The 16,325-nt window shown below is 38.0% G+C and carries 13 protein-coding genes; 4 read left to right on the forward strand and 9 right to left on the reverse strand.

Annotated features, from left to right (window positions below; translation table 11 throughout):
• Window positions 1-200: 200 nt before the first annotated feature.
• Window positions 201-1,607, forward strand: coding sequence for an MDR family MFS transporter (locus R2B72_RS13045; RefSeq protein ID WP_318617047.1), 1,407 nt, complete (start codon window positions 201-203; stop codon window positions 1,605-1,607).
• A gap of 372 nt (window positions 1,608-1,979) precedes the next feature.
• Here R2B72_RS13045 and R2B72_RS13050 read toward each other — a convergent pair whose 3' ends face one another.
• Window positions 1,980-3,932: an LTA synthase family protein gene (locus R2B72_RS13050; RefSeq protein ID WP_318617048.1), complete on the reverse strand. Its 1,953-nt coding sequence runs from the start codon at window positions 3,930-3,932 to the stop codon at window positions 1,980-1,982.
• Window positions 3,933-4,526: 594 nt separating this feature from the next.
• A complete protein-coding gene (uvsE, locus tag R2B72_RS13055; protein WP_318617049.1) occupies window positions 4,527-5,492 on the reverse strand; it encodes a UV DNA damage repair endonuclease UvsE in 966 nt (321 codons plus the stop codon).
• 339 nt (window positions 5,493-5,831) lie between these two features.
• On the opposite strand from uvsE, the gene R2B72_RS18675 reads away from it, so the two are divergent.
• Both R2B72_RS18675 and R2B72_RS13060 read left to right on the forward strand, forming a co-directional pair.
• A complete protein-coding gene (locus R2B72_RS18675) occupies window positions 5,832-5,990 on the forward strand; it encodes a sigma factor (protein ID WP_412177850.1) in 159 nt (52 codons plus the stop codon).
• Window positions 5,991-6,026: 36 nt separating this feature from the next.
• Window positions 6,027-6,266: a hypothetical protein gene (locus R2B72_RS13060; RefSeq protein WP_318617050.1), complete on the forward strand. Its 240-nt coding sequence runs from the start codon at window positions 6,027-6,029 to the stop codon at window positions 6,264-6,266.
• A gap of 129 nt (window positions 6,267-6,395) precedes the next feature.
• Here R2B72_RS13060 and R2B72_RS13065 read toward each other — a convergent pair whose 3' ends face one another.
• The 3 genes from R2B72_RS13065 to R2B72_RS13075 all read right to left on the reverse strand — a co-directional run bounded on the left by R2B72_RS13065 (window position 6,396) and on the right by R2B72_RS13075 (window position 11,704).
• Complete coding sequence (locus R2B72_RS13065; RefSeq protein ID WP_318617051.1) at window positions 6,396-9,878, reverse strand: right-handed parallel beta-helix repeat-containing protein; 3,483 nt, start codon at window positions 9,876-9,878, stop codon at window positions 6,396-6,398.
• Between the two features lie 683 nt (window positions 9,879-10,561).
• Entirely contained in the window at window positions 10,562-10,996 is a 435-nt protein-coding gene (locus R2B72_RS13070; RefSeq protein ID WP_318617052.1) for a competence protein CoiA family protein, read from the reverse strand.
• 57 nt (window positions 10,997-11,053) lie between these two features.
• The gene (locus R2B72_RS13075; RefSeq protein WP_318617053.1) at window positions 11,054-11,704 is read right to left on the reverse strand and encodes a ribonuclease H family protein; all 651 of its coding nucleotides are present in this window, start codon (window positions 11,702-11,704) and stop codon (window positions 11,054-11,056) included.
• 133 nt (window positions 11,705-11,837) lie between these two features.
• Here R2B72_RS13075 and R2B72_RS13080 point away from each other — a divergent pair, with 133 nt between their 5' ends.
• Window positions 11,838-13,766 carry a 3'-5' exonuclease gene (locus R2B72_RS13080; RefSeq protein ID WP_318617055.1) on the forward strand — a complete coding sequence of 643 codons (1,929 nt, stop codon included), beginning with the start codon at window positions 11,838-11,840 and terminating at the stop codon, window positions 13,764-13,766.
• A 220-nt stretch (window positions 13,767-13,986) separates the two neighbouring features.
• Here the strand turns inward: R2B72_RS13080 and R2B72_RS13085 are convergent, their stop codons facing one another.
• The 4 genes from R2B72_RS13085 to R2B72_RS13100 form a co-directional block, all read right to left on the reverse strand.
• Window positions 13,987-14,388, reverse strand: coding sequence for a hypothetical protein (locus tag R2B72_RS13085; RefSeq protein ID WP_318617056.1), 402 nt, complete (start codon window positions 14,386-14,388; stop codon window positions 13,987-13,989).
• Between the two features lie 74 nt (window positions 14,389-14,462).
• A complete protein-coding gene (locus R2B72_RS13090; RefSeq protein WP_318617057.1) occupies window positions 14,463-15,302 on the reverse strand; it encodes a TIR domain-containing protein in 840 nt (279 codons plus the stop codon).
• A 24-nt stretch (window positions 15,303-15,326) separates the two neighbouring features.
• Window positions 15,327-15,974, reverse strand: a complete 648-nt coding sequence (locus R2B72_RS13095) for a hypothetical protein (RefSeq protein ID WP_318617058.1) — start codon at window positions 15,972-15,974, stop codon at window positions 15,327-15,329.
• Between the two features lie 102 nt (window positions 15,975-16,076).
• Complete coding sequence (locus R2B72_RS13100) at window positions 16,077-16,205, reverse strand: hypothetical protein (protein WP_318617059.1); 129 nt, start codon at window positions 16,203-16,205, stop codon at window positions 16,077-16,079.
• Between the last annotated feature and the right edge of the window lie 120 nt (window positions 16,206-16,325).

A 16,325-nucleotide genomic window follows, 5' to 3' on the forward strand; every position in this document is an offset into this window, starting at 1 on the left:
GTTATGCGATAGACGAACAACCATACCGACTATTGCTTCATCTTTAGTATACATTTTATGTATTTGAATAACCTATACTTAATTAGACAATAAATTTTTGGCCTAATAGTAAAACCACTAACAAGGAAGAGATGTTAGTTTCAAATTAAACTCTGAATTGTTCGGGGACCAAGTAATTTATTTGAGGTGGTTAACAGCTAATGGTAAATACGCAAACGTTTGAATTCAAAAAGAATATACCACTAATGGCCGTTTTATTATCAGGTGCATTTATTACAATATTAAATCAAACCCTTCTTGCAACAGCCCTGCCGCCAATTATGAAGGATCTCCAAGTTACAGAAAGTACAGTTCAGTGGCTACAGTCGATTTTCATGCTCGTCAACGGGATTATGATCCCAATCACAGCATTTTTAATTGGAAAATTTACAACAAGGAAATTATTCATTACTGCGATGAGCATATTCGCCTTTGGTACATTAATTGCTGCAGTTTCTCCTAACTTTGTCTTCTTGTTATTTGGACGGGTTTTTCAAGGAGCAGGTGCGGGGATTATGATGCCACTTTTGCAAACGATTATGTTCCTCCTCTTCCCCATTGAACAACGAGGAAAAGCGATGGGTATGTATGGTCTTGTCATTGCATTTGGACCAGCAATCGGACCAAGCCTATCAGGATACCTTGTGGATCACTTCGCATGGAAAAGCGTCTTTTATGTTGTCCTACCAATTGCTTTCGTGATTATCATTGCAGCCTTCTTTTTTCTGAAAAACGTTACGGAACTAACCAATCCAAAGATGGATTACTGGTCCATTGTCCTTTCTACACTTGGTTTTGGCGGACTCCTTTACGGCTTCAGTATTGCCGGTAACACGGGGTGGCTTCATGTAAACGTTGGCATATCCATTATAGTCGGAGCTATTTCGCTCTTTCTATTCATCCAGCGACAATTGAAGTTAAAAGAGCCTATCCTCGAATTTCGGGTGTTTAAATATTTGGTGTTCACGTTGGCCACTGGACTCGGGATGATTGTATTCGCCTCCATGATTGCAACAACCGTGATTTTACCAATCTTCATGCAGAACCTACTTGGATTCAACGCCTTTCATTCCGGTCTAATGCTCTTGCCAGGCGCCATCGTAATGGGCATCATGAACCCAGTGACAGGAACACTGTTCGATAAATTTGGAGCAAAATGGCTGTTGCGCACTGGATTTGTCATCCTTACAGTGACAACGTTCATGTTTGCAAATCTTTCCCAAGAAACCACTTTCACGTATTTAGCAGTCTTGAATGCGGTTCGGATGTTGGGCATCGCCATGGTCATGATGCCATCTACAACGCTTGGGTTAAATCAGTTGCCAAATCACCTAATTGCTCACGGAACAGCCATGAACAACACGTTCCGTCAGATTTCTGGTGCAGTTGGTACTGCTGTTCTTGTCGCCATCACGGTTACAGCGGCGGCAGGTGACGAGTCGGTTTCAGGTGCCATCCATGGTGTCAATGTAGCCTTCCATGTGGCAGGATACATTGCCTTTTTCGGACTTCTGTTGTCATTTACAATTAGGGATTCGAAGAAAAAACAAAGATCGACGATAGTATAACGTAAAAAATCTCCCGCACCATTTGAGTGTGAGCTCTGAAACAATTCTAAAGGGATATCAAAACGAGTATGTGAGCAATAGTTGCTCACATACTCGTTTTTTATTTGGAACTCCTTGATATCTGTTCCAGGCGGATGCGTTCCTCTGGCATGGCTTCAGCCGCTTTTGCCAACAAGATGTTGGTCCTCCAGTGGAGAAGGATGGAACTATATCCCTCTTTGATGCGGTAGGACGTCGCGAACTTAGACTCAGTAGCAGTGTCAGGTACATTTATTACAATTCAAGATAACGGTCAGAAATCATAAAGCAATCGGATCATAAACTCTTTGATATCAAACACATCCTCTTGAACTGACGACTAAATTTCAACCATTAGTTAGATTGCACATTCGCATCTTTATTGTAATTAAACTGAGAAGAATCAACTGGTGTATACCCAGTTGGCGTATAGAATCTCAATAAGTCTCCACTTACAACTTTATCAGAAAGTTTCAATTTGTATTCCACTTCTTTTTTGATCGTATTTGCAAACTCTAATTGACTATCATCAAGTGGTAAACCTGTTTTATTATCATAAAATTTTTCATTAATGGAATTAATCGTAGGACTGACAAAATCGCCATTTCTAAATGGAACAATTTCATTATGCTCTTCTGATAATAAATCTGAACCAAATTGGATAAAGTTTTTCGTATCAATTCCTAGTAAATGTAATAACGTTGGAAGAAGGTCTGTTTGGCCACCATAAGTATGGTTGGTTCCTCCTTGCATTCCTGGAACATGTATGATTAACGGTACGCGTTGTAAATTAGCACTTTCATATGGTGTAATTTCTTTTCCCACGACTTGTCCCATCGCTCTTTTATGATTATCTGAAATACCATAATGGTCACCATAAAGAACAATCATCGTATTATCATATAAGCCTAATTCTTTTAATTGATTGAAGACTTGTTTGATTGCTTCATCTGTATAACGCGCTGTTTGGAAATAATCATCAACACTTACATCTCCAGTATTGGCTTTATCAATTGTTACTAAGTCTTGATTAAGATTATATGGAAAGTGGTTTCCTACCGTAATAAATTTCGTATAAAAAGGTTGTGGTAACGAACTTAGAAGGCTTTCTGATTGTTCATAGAATGGTTTATCTAACAAACCATATTCAGCCATGTCATTTGAAGAACTCGTGTCATAATAACTAGCATCAAAGAAGTTATCGAATCCAAATGATTTGTACATTACATTTCGATTCCAGAAACTCCCGTTATTACCGTGGAATACAGCTGATGTGTAACCATAATCTTTTAAGATACTAGGAGCTGCTTGGTACGTATTTTGTGCTTTTGTAATAAAAGCAGACCCTTGTGGTAACCCAAATATCGAATTTTCCAGCATAAATTCTGCATCGGAGGTCTTACCTTGACCTGTTTGATGAAAGAAATTATCGAAATACATTGTATTTTCATCTTTTGTTAATGAATTTAAAAATGGTGTAACTTCTTCACCATTTAATTTGTAATTGATAAGAAAGTTTTGGAATGATTCTAAATGTAAATAGATAACGTTCATTCCTTTTGCTGCACCAAAATATTTTGCAGTAGGTTTTGCGTAGTTAGATTGTGTATAGTTAATCACTTCTGTAATATCACTACTATCCGCCAACGCTCTCTGTGATGATGCTGCCATAGTTTCTACTGAGTCATAAATCGAATAGTTATACATTCCTAGGTATTTCACAATGTAGTTTCTATCAAAACCCCGAGTTAATAGTTGTGGACGACTTATTTCAGCTAGTCCCAAGTTTATGATTGATACTACTAATGCAAAAGCAATAATTGCTATTGCTTTTTTATATCCAAAACGATTTGTTTCTTTTTGTATTTTTCTTGAGAATCGTAGGTAAAACATGACAAATACATCCACAAAGAACAAGATATCAAAAGGTTTAATTAAAGTAAGAATACTACCACCTAAATCTCCAAAGTTCTGCGTTTGGAAAAGCGTGGGTAATGTAATGAAATCACTAAAAAATCGGTAATAAACAACATTGGCATATAAAAGAATAGAGATAAGCGTGTAAACTACAACTAGTGATGTATATTTTTTCTTCCCTTTAAATAAAAATGACAATCCTAGAAATAACAATGCTGAACCTAGTGGATTTAATAGTAAAAGGAATTGTTGAAGAGGTCCTTCTACACCTAGTTCAAATTGTGATGTTTGAGTGATATATGTTTTAATCCATAACATGAAAACAGCAAATAAATATATCCCTAAAAAGTTGTTAAAAAGATTATCTTTTTTACTAATTAGATTTTTCATTTTTGCACCAACCTTTTATTTATTTGAATTAAAATATTTATTTATATTAATTTAGATTATTAGTATTAAATCCCAAAAAAATGTTACTTCACAATAACTTTTTTTTGCAGTAAAAGAAGTTTACTCCCTTTTTCACCCTTCTGTCAAGGTTTTGAAATCCAACAAAGAAAGAGGTACCTGTGTCAGACACAAAGACGAACAATTCATGCATTCGAGTAATTATACAAAAATAAAGAAAAATGGCGTTGGTATTTATTCATTTTGTATTATTATACAGTTGTGTTGTATTCACTGAATAGTGCCACGAACAGGTACCTAACACTATGTTTCTATCTTGTAAGCAACGTACAGTCGAGAGATTTCCGGAAAAGTTTCAATGAAATTTAGAAAGATTTAAAAGACGTAGCCTGTGTTCAGTCATTAGTGTGTGGTGCCTTTGCACGAAAATTTCATGTTTGTCTCTTGGAAGAAACAACCCAGAATTGTGTTTGAATTATGTGGTGCACAAGCAGCCATCACTAAAAAATCTAAAATGCAAAAGCAGGATTCCCGATAACATCGAGTCCTGCTTTTTATAAAAATCACTTTATACTATTACTTCAAATAAAACGACGACCCATCAATCATCTCAACATCGTCCCTATTTTTAACCTCTTTAATAACGTTAAAAAGAGCTTCATCCTTCTTTTTCGCCTCAATCATACAATCGATTTGAGGAACCGAACCTTTGATTTCCTTTAAAAAACTGAAAAACATGTCCACATCCACATAATCTGAATGGTGACGGAATGCGTCCTCACTTTTTGGACTAGAGATATGCATTTTGATTGGGAGGGGCGAGTCCTTCCATGTTGCTACTACACGGTCCCAATTATCTTCCCACTTTTCATGATGATGGTGAGCCAGATGATGATGAAAATCAAATACAAGCGGAATTCCTAACTTTTCACATACATAAAGCGTATCATCCAGTGTAAATGAAGTATCATCATTTTCGAGCATGATCATCTGTTGAATGTGCTTTGGGACATCCACCCAATTTGCAACAAATCGGTCCAAAGACTTTTCTGTTTCTTTATAGTTGCCACCGACATGGAGCACACAACGATGAGTAGAATCAATGTTCATTCCCTTTAACAATAAATAATGCATAGTTAAGGTTTTTAATGAATTCTCCAATACCTCTTTTCTTAAGGAATTCAGCACAACAAAATGATCGGGATGAAAATCAATTCTTAGCTGATGTTTTCTAACAAACTCCCCAATTTCCGCCAATTTCTTTTTTAACGGCTCCATATAACCCCAATTAGGAAGTTCTACATGGTTCGCCAATGGAATCAGTCGAGAGGTTAAGCGATAAAAATGAATTCCATTAAATACATTATGTTTCAGCAATCTATGTGTATTTTCAAGATTAGCCAGCGCGATCCTTTCCAATTTGCGAATCGCCGCCTCACGATCCCCGATCTTTTGGAACTGAGCAAACGTCATTGTTTTGGATGGAGAAGCATTTTTCAGTTCCATACTCATCGCAACATATCCTAGTCGTACAATCGTCATTTTACCACCTCATCCATCAGTATGAAGCTAATGTGGTGACAGTAGACATTGTTATGCCCTTACGATTAAACTATCTTTCTTGCTTTTCAAGTAGATTGCATAGGTAGTATAAGCAGGTAGATCACATCCAAATTTTTGATCCAGTTCATATAGATTCTCTTTTTGTAGATACGAATCCGAAGAAATCCCCACTCATCAAGTGATTGACGAGAAGTGCTATTTGAATGATCTAATTGTATTAGTGCGATGTTAAATAATTAAAATTCGATAATTGTTATAAAAATACAAATGAAATCGTTCTAAACATTGTTTTAACAGACTTTGCATTTTTTTATACAATTGCAGTCAATTTTCTGGATTGTTCATCGCAGGTACCTGAAATTAAGACAAACAGGAAGAGTTGCTTTATGGCAAGCGTGGACTCGTTTTGACACGGAAAAAGGGAATTTCACACCATTCGCCTACAGAAGCATCCGCGTAGCCGTGTTGGATGAATAAAAAAAGAAAAATATATTTGATTCGAACACAACCCAAATGGACAATGAAGCTCTAGAAGGGTTGCTCAAAGTCGCTGATACAGTCGAATTCGAATGGTCTGAGGCAGTAGACGAAGCATTTGAACAACTGACAGCAGCTGACCGCAATCTCGTTCACTGGCTATTTGTGGAGGGGTTGTCCTTGTCCGAATGCGCAAAAAGGGCTGCTATTTCACTTCCGGGCATTAAAAAACGTCGGCAGAAAATGATCGCGAAGTTACGGGAGGTTATGGTGTAATAAGTTGAAGGTTCAAGGAGAAGGTTGGAGAGTAACAAACAATTAGAGAATAAGAGATTTAAAGCCATTGGAAAAATAACATTCCAATGGCTTTTTTGCAGTACCTGATGTATTAAAACAACTAATCATTCAACTCTCCAACAAAACTAAATCATCCTTCGTAATTTCTTTTTCGAGCGCAAGCCTATTTTGTTTATTGCTTGCCACAGCCATTCGATAATCGACTTTACGCGTCATTTCTTTCGCTATTTTTTTAGCAAGACCGGCATTTCCGAAATGACTATCTCTACGCGCATAAATCTCTTCATAGTGACGAACTAATGCACTCTTTGCTTCATCTGTTATGCCGTACCCTTTACTATAGAGGTCGGTAATCTCCATTAATTCCTTTGGTGTATAATCTTCAAAATGGAACGTTAGTCCGAAACGTCGACGGAGTCCGGGGTTACTGTCTAAGAAACGATTCATTTCTTTTTCGTACCCTGCGGCAATTAATAGGAACTCGCCTTGTCGATCGGACATTTTTTTCAGCAACACTTCCACTGCTTTTTTCCCGAAGTCATTCTCTCCACCACTCGCAAGTGTGTACGCTTCATCAATAAATAACGCACTACCCATCGCTCGTTCAATTAGCCCGGCTGTCAGCTTCTCCGTTTCACCAATATGACTACCGACTAAATTGCTGCGATCTACTTCAATCAGATCGCCTCGTTCTAATAATCCAAGTGCTTGATAAATACCAGCGAGCACACGACCGACCTCGGTTTTACCTGTCCCTGGGTTACCAATCAATAGCGTATGGTTCATCAACTTCTCTGTAGAATGATTTTCTCGTTTGTAGTATCTCATTAATTCAATCATTTTATCTATTTCAGCCTTCACAGAACCAAGGCCGATAAACTGATGGAGTTCTGCACGTTTATGAGCGAGTAGTACTTCATCGATTGGAACTTCGTACGTCTTCACTCCACGCTCTTGTACCGTTTGTACAACGTCTTGTTCTTCAAACGTCGTCAATATCTTTTCCGTCCACTCTTCACGCGGAAGTTTCGCAATTCTCATCGACTGAGCAAGCCCGATTTGATCGTATAGTATACGTGCCATTCGAGCGTTACTAAATGTTTCATCGCGCATACGATAACGTTCCACGAACTCCTCATAAACTGCTTGTTTGGCAGCAGGAGTAAGCACATAGCTGCCTTCACACTGGCTTAAGAAGATTTGAAGCAACTCATCTGGTGTATAGTCTTGAAAGTGAATCTTTTCAGTAAAACGATCTTTCAATCCCGGATTAGACGCTAGGAAACTGTTCATTTCTTCGGTATAGCCTGCCGCGATGACAATGAATTCACCGCGAGAATTTTCCATTGCAGGAAGTAACGTTTCAATTACTTTTTTACCGAAATCATTACTAGAATTGCCCCCTGCTGCAAGCGTATACGCTTCGTCTATAAAGAGGACGCCACCCATAGCTTCCTTAATAATTACTTTCGTTCGTTCTTCTGATTCACCAACATGCGTTCCAACGAGATCTTCCCGCTTCACTTCAGTTACGTGGCCTGTCTTTAATAAACCTAGTTCCTTAAAAATCTTTCCTATAAGCCGAGCGACTGTCGTTTTTCCAGTACCCGGATTACCTTGAAAGACCATATGAGGCGCTACCATCGGATTAGCTTTCATTCCACGCTCTAATTTAAATTGATTAATGTCGCTTACGTTTTTAAACTCCTGGATTTTGTCTTTCACATCTTCCAGTCCAATAAACCCGTTCAAACCATTCATGAAAACATCCATCTGATCAGTAGGTGATGAATCTACAGTAGAGGAATGTCCAGCACTGCCGCCTAATTTACTAGTGATTGGTGGAACCTGCAAGTCCGTATCGGTGAGCACAGGAACACTGTCATCCCAACGAACTAAATCTCCTGCTTGGTTGTTCTCAAAAGAACAGTCGTTAAGAACCGGAACTGAACGCTCGAGTCTCAGTCCAGCCTTCTTTCCATTCATCACTTGCACCCCAGTGAATACAGCATCCGAACAATCTTGCAAGATGATTTGATCATCATGATGACCATGTACTCGAGTTACCGTCACTTCAGTACGCTCCACCTGACTCAAGACGATTCCTGACGAGTTACCGTCATAGATTTCACACTCCGTTATAAAGACTTCTTCAGATTCCGTTGCTCTTATTTGTGGCCTTTTATGTTTGAACAAAATTGACCGTTCTAATGAAATAACTACTTCAGGACCTACAAGTATGCCGTTCTTATCACCACTCGATATTCTACAATCGGTAATTTCTGCTTTAGCCGCAGCACTGAGTAAAACGTTGGATCCCTTATGACCGAAGATGATGCAATTGGCTGCCGTCAACTTGGATTCCTTCACAACTATCCCTGCACTATCCCCACTCTTTACTTCGGTCGCCGACAGAATTACTTCCGATTGTTCAGAAGCAAAAATCTGTACACCACTATGATGGCTAATAAGAGAATCCGAAATAGTCACTTGACTACTTGTCACGTAAACTCCTTTATTGTTTCCACTCTCAATTTCACAACCCAGAATCGTGAACACGCTTTGAGTAAACGCAGAGAGTTGAGTCATCTGATTGTACTTCACTTCAGATTCAATGAGTGTACACGTGGAATTTCCGGAAACAATTCCTCTAGACTCACCCGAAAGGATCTGTGTTTTTGTAATCGCGAGTTTGCTTTGTTCGTTACAGGAAATTTGGTCTCCTTTTTGGTTTTTAAACTGTGAGTCGGATAGCTCAACTGATGAACCACTGACGTTCATTCCTTCAGCCTCACCATTTTCAAACGTACTTGCCTCGACTTCGATATGGGATCCATTCGTAAATGCTACATGCTCCAAACTTTGGTTTTTAAAGACACAATTTTTCAGGACACCCTTAGATTGATCACAATAGATTCCTTGGACATGTCCAAAATAAAAATTCGTACTTTCTACGTCCATAGAACTGTATTGTTCCAAACGAAGTTGAACCCCGCGATTTCCGATGAATGAACTTTTGGTGATTGTTGCTCGACTCGTTTCATACAAGCAAAGGCCTTCTTCTTGCCCACTTAAAATTCCGGAATTCGTTACCGCTACTTCTCCTCCCCCGCGCACACTAATTTGTGCAGACTTGACTGTGTCTTCTACTATGCATTCGAACAAAGCCAAACGCCCTAATACCTCAATCCCTTGTATGTTTTTTTGAAAGATCGAATGCTCTGCGGATACTTTTGCAGCTGCATCAACTCGCATTGCAACTCCTTGAATCTCAGAGAAAAGACAGTGGTGAAGCGTTACATCTCCTGATTCGATATGTAAACCATAGTCCACTGGATCAGTGCCTCCTCCAATACTGATCGATTCGATACGCACTTCTTCCGTTGTCGCGATACGAACACTTCCTGTTAGACGAACTGAGCTCGCTTCACCTTCTGAACTTCGAAGAACGAGCGGCTTATCGATTGTTACATGTTCATAATAAACACCTTCATCAACTTCCACTGTATCTCCTGGTAGAGCTGCCTCTACTGCAACCTGAATGGTTTTGTAGTTGGATCCTTCACGCTGAGACACTTGAATAATTGCCACGTATCTTCCCACTTTCTATTCGTAAATTCAATTGATTTCTATACTTTGTATTTTTCTAAACACAATTATACGAATGAGTTCTATCATGAGTTAAGTATACTAGTAAGCCTAGGGACAGAGTAAAGAACTGCTTGTGAACAAGAGTAGATAGCAAAATTTTAAGGTACCCTTCAAGTCACTTTGTTCTTGTACTTATAATTTCATATGCAGGTACTTAAAATAGACATTCTTTAAATACTTCAAAACCATCACTTTGAGACTCCAAAGTGATGGTTTTGACTGCTCAAACCTCTTGCTTTGAGCTCCATTTCCACTAATTGACGATTGGATTCTGCATTCCCAATATTCTACGATGAAAGCACCCGGGGATAAAAGAATCGTGCACGGTCGAAAGCACCGCAGTCGTGAATAATTTTGAAGAGGTTTTGAACCAGTACGAACCGATTATATCGGCATTCATCCGCACTCTCAACATTTACCGTGACCAGGAAAGTTTTAGACAAACGGAAGAGTTGCATTATGGCAAGCGTGGACTCGTTTTGACATAACACAATACCGCTATGTCTCTTTTCAAGCGCTAAATTCGACCGATTAATTAACCATATAGGTTGCATTTGTATCTCCAAAAAAGTAATTTTGCCACTTCTTAAAATCCCGAGCATAACTTTCGTTCTCCTCCTCCGTCAAATGAGAAACAATTGTAATTGTCCACTCCGAATCTCCAATACGCACATAAATATCTGGATAGTACTTGTCCAAATGCTCCACCAATACCCATACTCCATCTCTACCTGTTGCTTGTCCTGATTCGCCGTTTCCAACTCATCCTTCACCAAACCAACCAATACTTTCTGACGTACAGACTCATGCTTTATTTGCTTTTGATAATTATGATAGGCTTGGTCTGCACGTTCTGACTTCGCACAAGTTAAATTTTTGGGATGAGCAAAATGATGCACATTCTTTTCACCTGCACGGACACTCATTGGTACCGAACAATATGGACACTCAAATACACCTTTTTTAGCACTTAACCTCAGGCCCTCAATGCTCTCAGTTTCTAATAGCAGATTAATCCATTCCATCTTCCTATCAATCCGATGCATTGCAAACATCATATGCCTGACCTGCTGTGTTCAGTTAATTAGTTCGCGTGACTTCTTTAATAACTTATGTCATTTCCTTCCGAAGTCAGCTTTTATTTCACCCCATATTTTAGTTTCCCATTTTATTATCTCGTTGGAGTAGGTATTGTTTAACAGCCATTTTTGAGCACGTTCAATTATTTTCCACAATTGCTCTGTAGATTTATTTCTCGGAATGTTGGTGTTAACTTGTTTTTTTCTTACCCAAGCCATCGCCGTTAATGAATCACTATAAATAGGTATAGAATTATTACTTTGCTGTAACAATGCTAAGGCATGTACAATTGCCAAAAACTCTCCAATATTATTTGTTCCATTGGGAACTGGCCCATATCGAAAAATCACTTTTCCAGTTTTGGTACAAACTCCTTGATACTCCATATCCCCCGGATTACCACTACACGCTGCATCAACACAAATACTTTCCTTATAATATGTAGTTGGCGCAATATCACTAAATAAAGTTAATTGATTACCATCCCTTCCTCTTAGTTGAGTTGATGTACTAACAATTGCAATATTCCCGTCTGCCTTGAAAGCCTCTTCCGCTTCTATTTTCGTATTATAGGATTTATATTTTGCCCCTTTATATCCTAATACCTGTTCTTTACACTCATCCCATGATAGATAGATTCCTGTATTCTTTCCTCTCCAAACCACATAGAACTTTTCACGTCCCATTTCTTCATCCCACCCTATACAATGATATTATTCAGTCAGTTTTCAAAGTACTTCCAATTATAACAAACTATCCATTCTTAAAAGTCGAATAATGGTATAATAGGATTATCAAATTTACAAGTAGGTGTGAATAATGGCGATTATGATCGATATAGGGAAAAAGAGGGTTATAACAGCTGGGGAACGCCAATTACATAAAACATTGCAAGATTATTTGCCGGATGATTATATCGTTTATTTTGAGCCAGAAATTTTGAATCGTCGGCCTGATTTTGTCATTATTGGACCGGATATTGGGATTGTTGTGCTGGAGGTTAAAGACTGGAATAAAAGTACGATTTTGAATGCTAATAAAGATGACTGGATGATTTTTGGTACAAATGGACAGCAAGCGATTGTTGATAGTCCTTATAAACAGGCTGAGCAATACGGGTTTAAAATTATTGATTTCCTCAAACAAGAACCCTTGATGAAACAGCAAGAAGGGCCATTTATGGGACATTTAAAAATGCCAGTTGGTTGGGGAACTGTTTTTACTCGCTTGGATTCAGAATGGTTTTCGGATCAGAATTTGTATAGCATCATCCCCCCTGAATTTTGTTTGTGTAGGGATGAAATTGATCCTGAACATGAGCATTTTTCTGAGGAAATGTTGATGGAAAAGCTAATGAATATGTTCCGTACTCGTTTCCGTTTGACAAAGCCTTTAACCGACGAGGAAGTACAATTCATACGCTATAAGTTCTTTCCAGAAGTGCGTATTTCCACAGCACAAATTGCTACTCCAGCCGTTCATGAGGAACAAATTTTGCTTACGATGCACAACTTGAAAACGATGGACATTGTACAAGAAAAGTTAGCTCGTACAATTGGAGACCAGCATCGAATCATTCGCGGCGTTGCTGGCAGCGGAAAAACAATCATCTTAGCAACCAGAGCCGCTTTACTCGCTCGTGAAAATCCCGATTGGCGCATCCTAGTCCTGTGTTTCAATATTCCATTAGCCAAATATTTAAACACACTTGTACAAATCAAGGTCGATGAAATTCCGAAAAAAGAACAACAAGCTAGTCTATTTGAGGAAGATAAACCCGAAGCAAATGGTTCTATCGATGTGAGTCATTTCCATGAATTCTTAAAGAAACACTTGAATTGCTATCATGACGCTGAAATCCCTGCCATTATCGAAGCAATTGCAAACAAAGAACGGATTGCACCAAGATTTGATGCGATTTTGATTGATGAAGGACAAGACTTCGAACCAGCCTGGCTACAGCTTATTAGCCAATTGCTGAACCCTACTACAAAATCAATGCTCATCGTAGAAGACCGCGCACAAAATATTTATAAACGAAAAACAAGCTACTTAAATGACACAGGCTTAGACTTTAGAGGGCGCTCGAATGTCCTCGCCATTAATTACAGGAACACAAAACAAATTCTTGAATTCGCCTGGAACTTTTACAAAGACAATACAGCCTTTAAAGATAAAGTAGCCGCGATTGATATAAATGGCGAAATCATTGCTCCTAGATCAACAAGACATAGCGGCCCCGATCCCCATATCTATAAAGCCGATACATTCATCAATGAAATGGATTGGGTCAGTCGCACGATTCATAAGATGCACGAAACTCATCACATCCCTTATGAGGAAATGCTCATTCTTTACAGAGTCAAATACACATCCCAAAATAAATATATCGACATCATGAAAAGAAAACTGCAAGAATACCAAGTCCCCTTTCACTGGATTGCAGAAAATCGCGATGCCAAAAACAAGTTTTCCAAACTAGACTCAACCGTCAAAATCAGCACACTCGAATCTAGCAAAGGACTCGATTTCCAAGCCGTTTTCATCGTCAATATTGATAACATGCCATTTGCGAGAGTAAATGATCCGATGCGTGAAGCAGCGTTGCTTTATATTGGCATGACAAGGGCGCAGCGGTTTTTGACGCTTTCTTATTCAGGGGTTTCTGAGTTTACGGTGTGGTTGGAGAAGTATAACGGACTGAAGGATGAGATGTTGGAGAAGAAGAAGGCTTTGCGGGGGTCTTGAGTTTGGGGTGCCTGGTAATTTTTTTTGAACTAGGCACCTTAAACATATTATTGTGGATTCAACATTGTTGATATATCGGCTATTCTTTTCACTATTTTGAAGTTAATCCACTTATTATTATTACTAAATAACATAAACGCCTCCATTAATCTTCATCTTAATTAGTATGAAATCAACTTTTCCATTTACTTGTATCCCTTCAGACTCTTAAAGTGAAACTTTACGCCAGCCACTTATTTATTAATACATTCCACTTTTCACGACTATGATATTTCGTCAATTTATAGTGTGCTTCTTCAACAGAACTAAAGTAATTAAAATCTATTTTCGAATTAACTGGAGATTGGAATCCAAAAGCAGCTGCTTCACTAATGGATGGTTGAAAGAAACGAGAATATAAATAATTACCTCTCACTCTATTTCGTGAAAGACCCAAGTAATGAGCATCTTTTTTCATCTCATTTTTTAAAGCTTTATATCGCTCTTGAATTTCTTGTTTCGTTCCATTACTTTTACTTTCCAGACACTCACTTACATCATTCATTAATTCCTGTGTTCGATCAATGTATTGAAGAATATGTAATGCCAATTCTTTATCGCTTAGATTTTTGTAATCAAGCATACTCTTTCCCCCTCCAATAATATCGGACTCCGATTCAAATCAAAATTACACAACCGTCTTGCATTTCCACTTTCTCATTTAAGAACATCAACTAACTCTTTTAGAGACTTTACAATATCTTCAGTTGAATGTATAGCAGTGTTCATTGCTAACATATCTGTCAAAGTTAAATTTAGTTTTTGAATTTCATCACGTGTGACATTATGCCATATTGGCAAAATAACTGAACCATCAGTAGTCGCATCCTTTTGGAAAATACCGTTCAACTCATAATTCGTCCAATACTTCTTTAAAAAATTTTGTGATAACACAATCAAACAAAAGCGTGAATTAATTAAACCTTTATCAATGCTTTGGCGAATACTTTGGCCCCATCCAATCTGATCTGAATCATACCAAGTATCAATACCTGCCTCTTGCAAAGCTCTAGCTAAAGGTTCCACAAAATCATCTTTGTCTTCAGATGCATGTGAAATAAACACATCATATTTCTTGTCCAAAAAAGTATTATCTGTATCAACTTTTATTATTTCTTGAATATGTGATTTTTGTGTTGTAAGAGCTTCCCGCTGAAGACTTTCCATAGATTTTTGATGCTGTTCCCGTTCTTTCGCTTGTGCTTTCATCAAGTCACTTCGTTTATTAGTTAGATTCTTAGATTTATCAACAAGTTGTTTGGATAATTTAACTTGTTCTGCTTGTGCACTTGTTAGTTCCTTAGATGCCGATTGATATTCTCTCTGAGCGGAGCTTATTGTTGATATAGTTTTTGCTCCAATCGACTTTTTCTGCGCCTTCGCTATCTTCTCAATTGCTTTTGCTTCTTTTAATTTTTGCGTATCTATTTTCTTATTGATACTAGTAATACCAGTTTCTAAACTTTTTATCTGGCTAAGTAACATACTAATTGACAAACTCTTCCTCTCCCTTTCTTTTATCTACCTTTTCTCAAAATCCTCTCTAGCAAACCGACCTGCCACTACAAACATATCCCAATTATTAATTCGAAAATCAGTTCCAGCATAAATCACCAGTTCCAATCTATTCATCTTTACATTTTCACGCACATCTCCAATACCGGTGAATTGAACTTGTCCTAGTTGGTCAAGAAAACGTGCTATGGACCAGAACTTATTTAGATAACTGCTATTTAGCGGTTCAGCAATAAAAGCTTCTTCAAAAACCACCGTGATGGTTTCGTTATTATTTTCAATAACTATTTCCGCTACTTCACCCCGTTGCTGAATGCTTTTCACATTACCCATTATTAAGCGAATTTCTCCAATATCTGACGGAGTTATTTCATCAACGAACCGTTTGAAAATATTCCTTCTTCTAAGAAGAAGTTCATCTTCATAGATATCACCATCAAACAAGACCATTTGAATTGAAGACGCGTTCCTTTTGGCATTTGTAACTTCTCTCTCTTTTTTTCTTGCTCCGGTTGCAGCTCTATTCTTCTGTTGTATTTCCTTTTCCTCTTCGGTTAAATTCATTTGTACAAAAGCATCTTGCAAAGCATTTTGTCTTCTATTATAAGTAATTTCAAAACTGATGATATTCGTTGTGTTCCTGCCTAAACTCATGGGTATCCTGTCAAAATAAAACAAACAGTCTCTCGAATGCTCGTCAAATCTCCAAGTTCTAAAATGCGCTGTCTTCCCACTGCTAAAGCTAATTCTGGCCGATCAATTTTCTGTCGGGCAGTATAGTTTTCCTTTTATTTCATTCTCATAAGTACGAGCTGTTATCTCTTTAGGATGAATCTCTTTTTTCACTCCATCCTTCTCCAAATAGATAGCACTCAAAATCCGCATAAAATCCCCCTTCAATCGTTGCTGATTTTAAAATCCTCTCTTCAGCCAACTAGTTAATTTAATAGAAAATAGACTACACCTTAAAGAACGCACATTCTTAATTCCATCCTACCATAGACT

The organism is Sporosarcina sp. YIM B06819 (assembly GCF_033485175.1).
Classification (GTDB): Bacteria; Bacillota; Bacilli; order Bacillales_A; family Planococcaceae; genus Sporosarcina.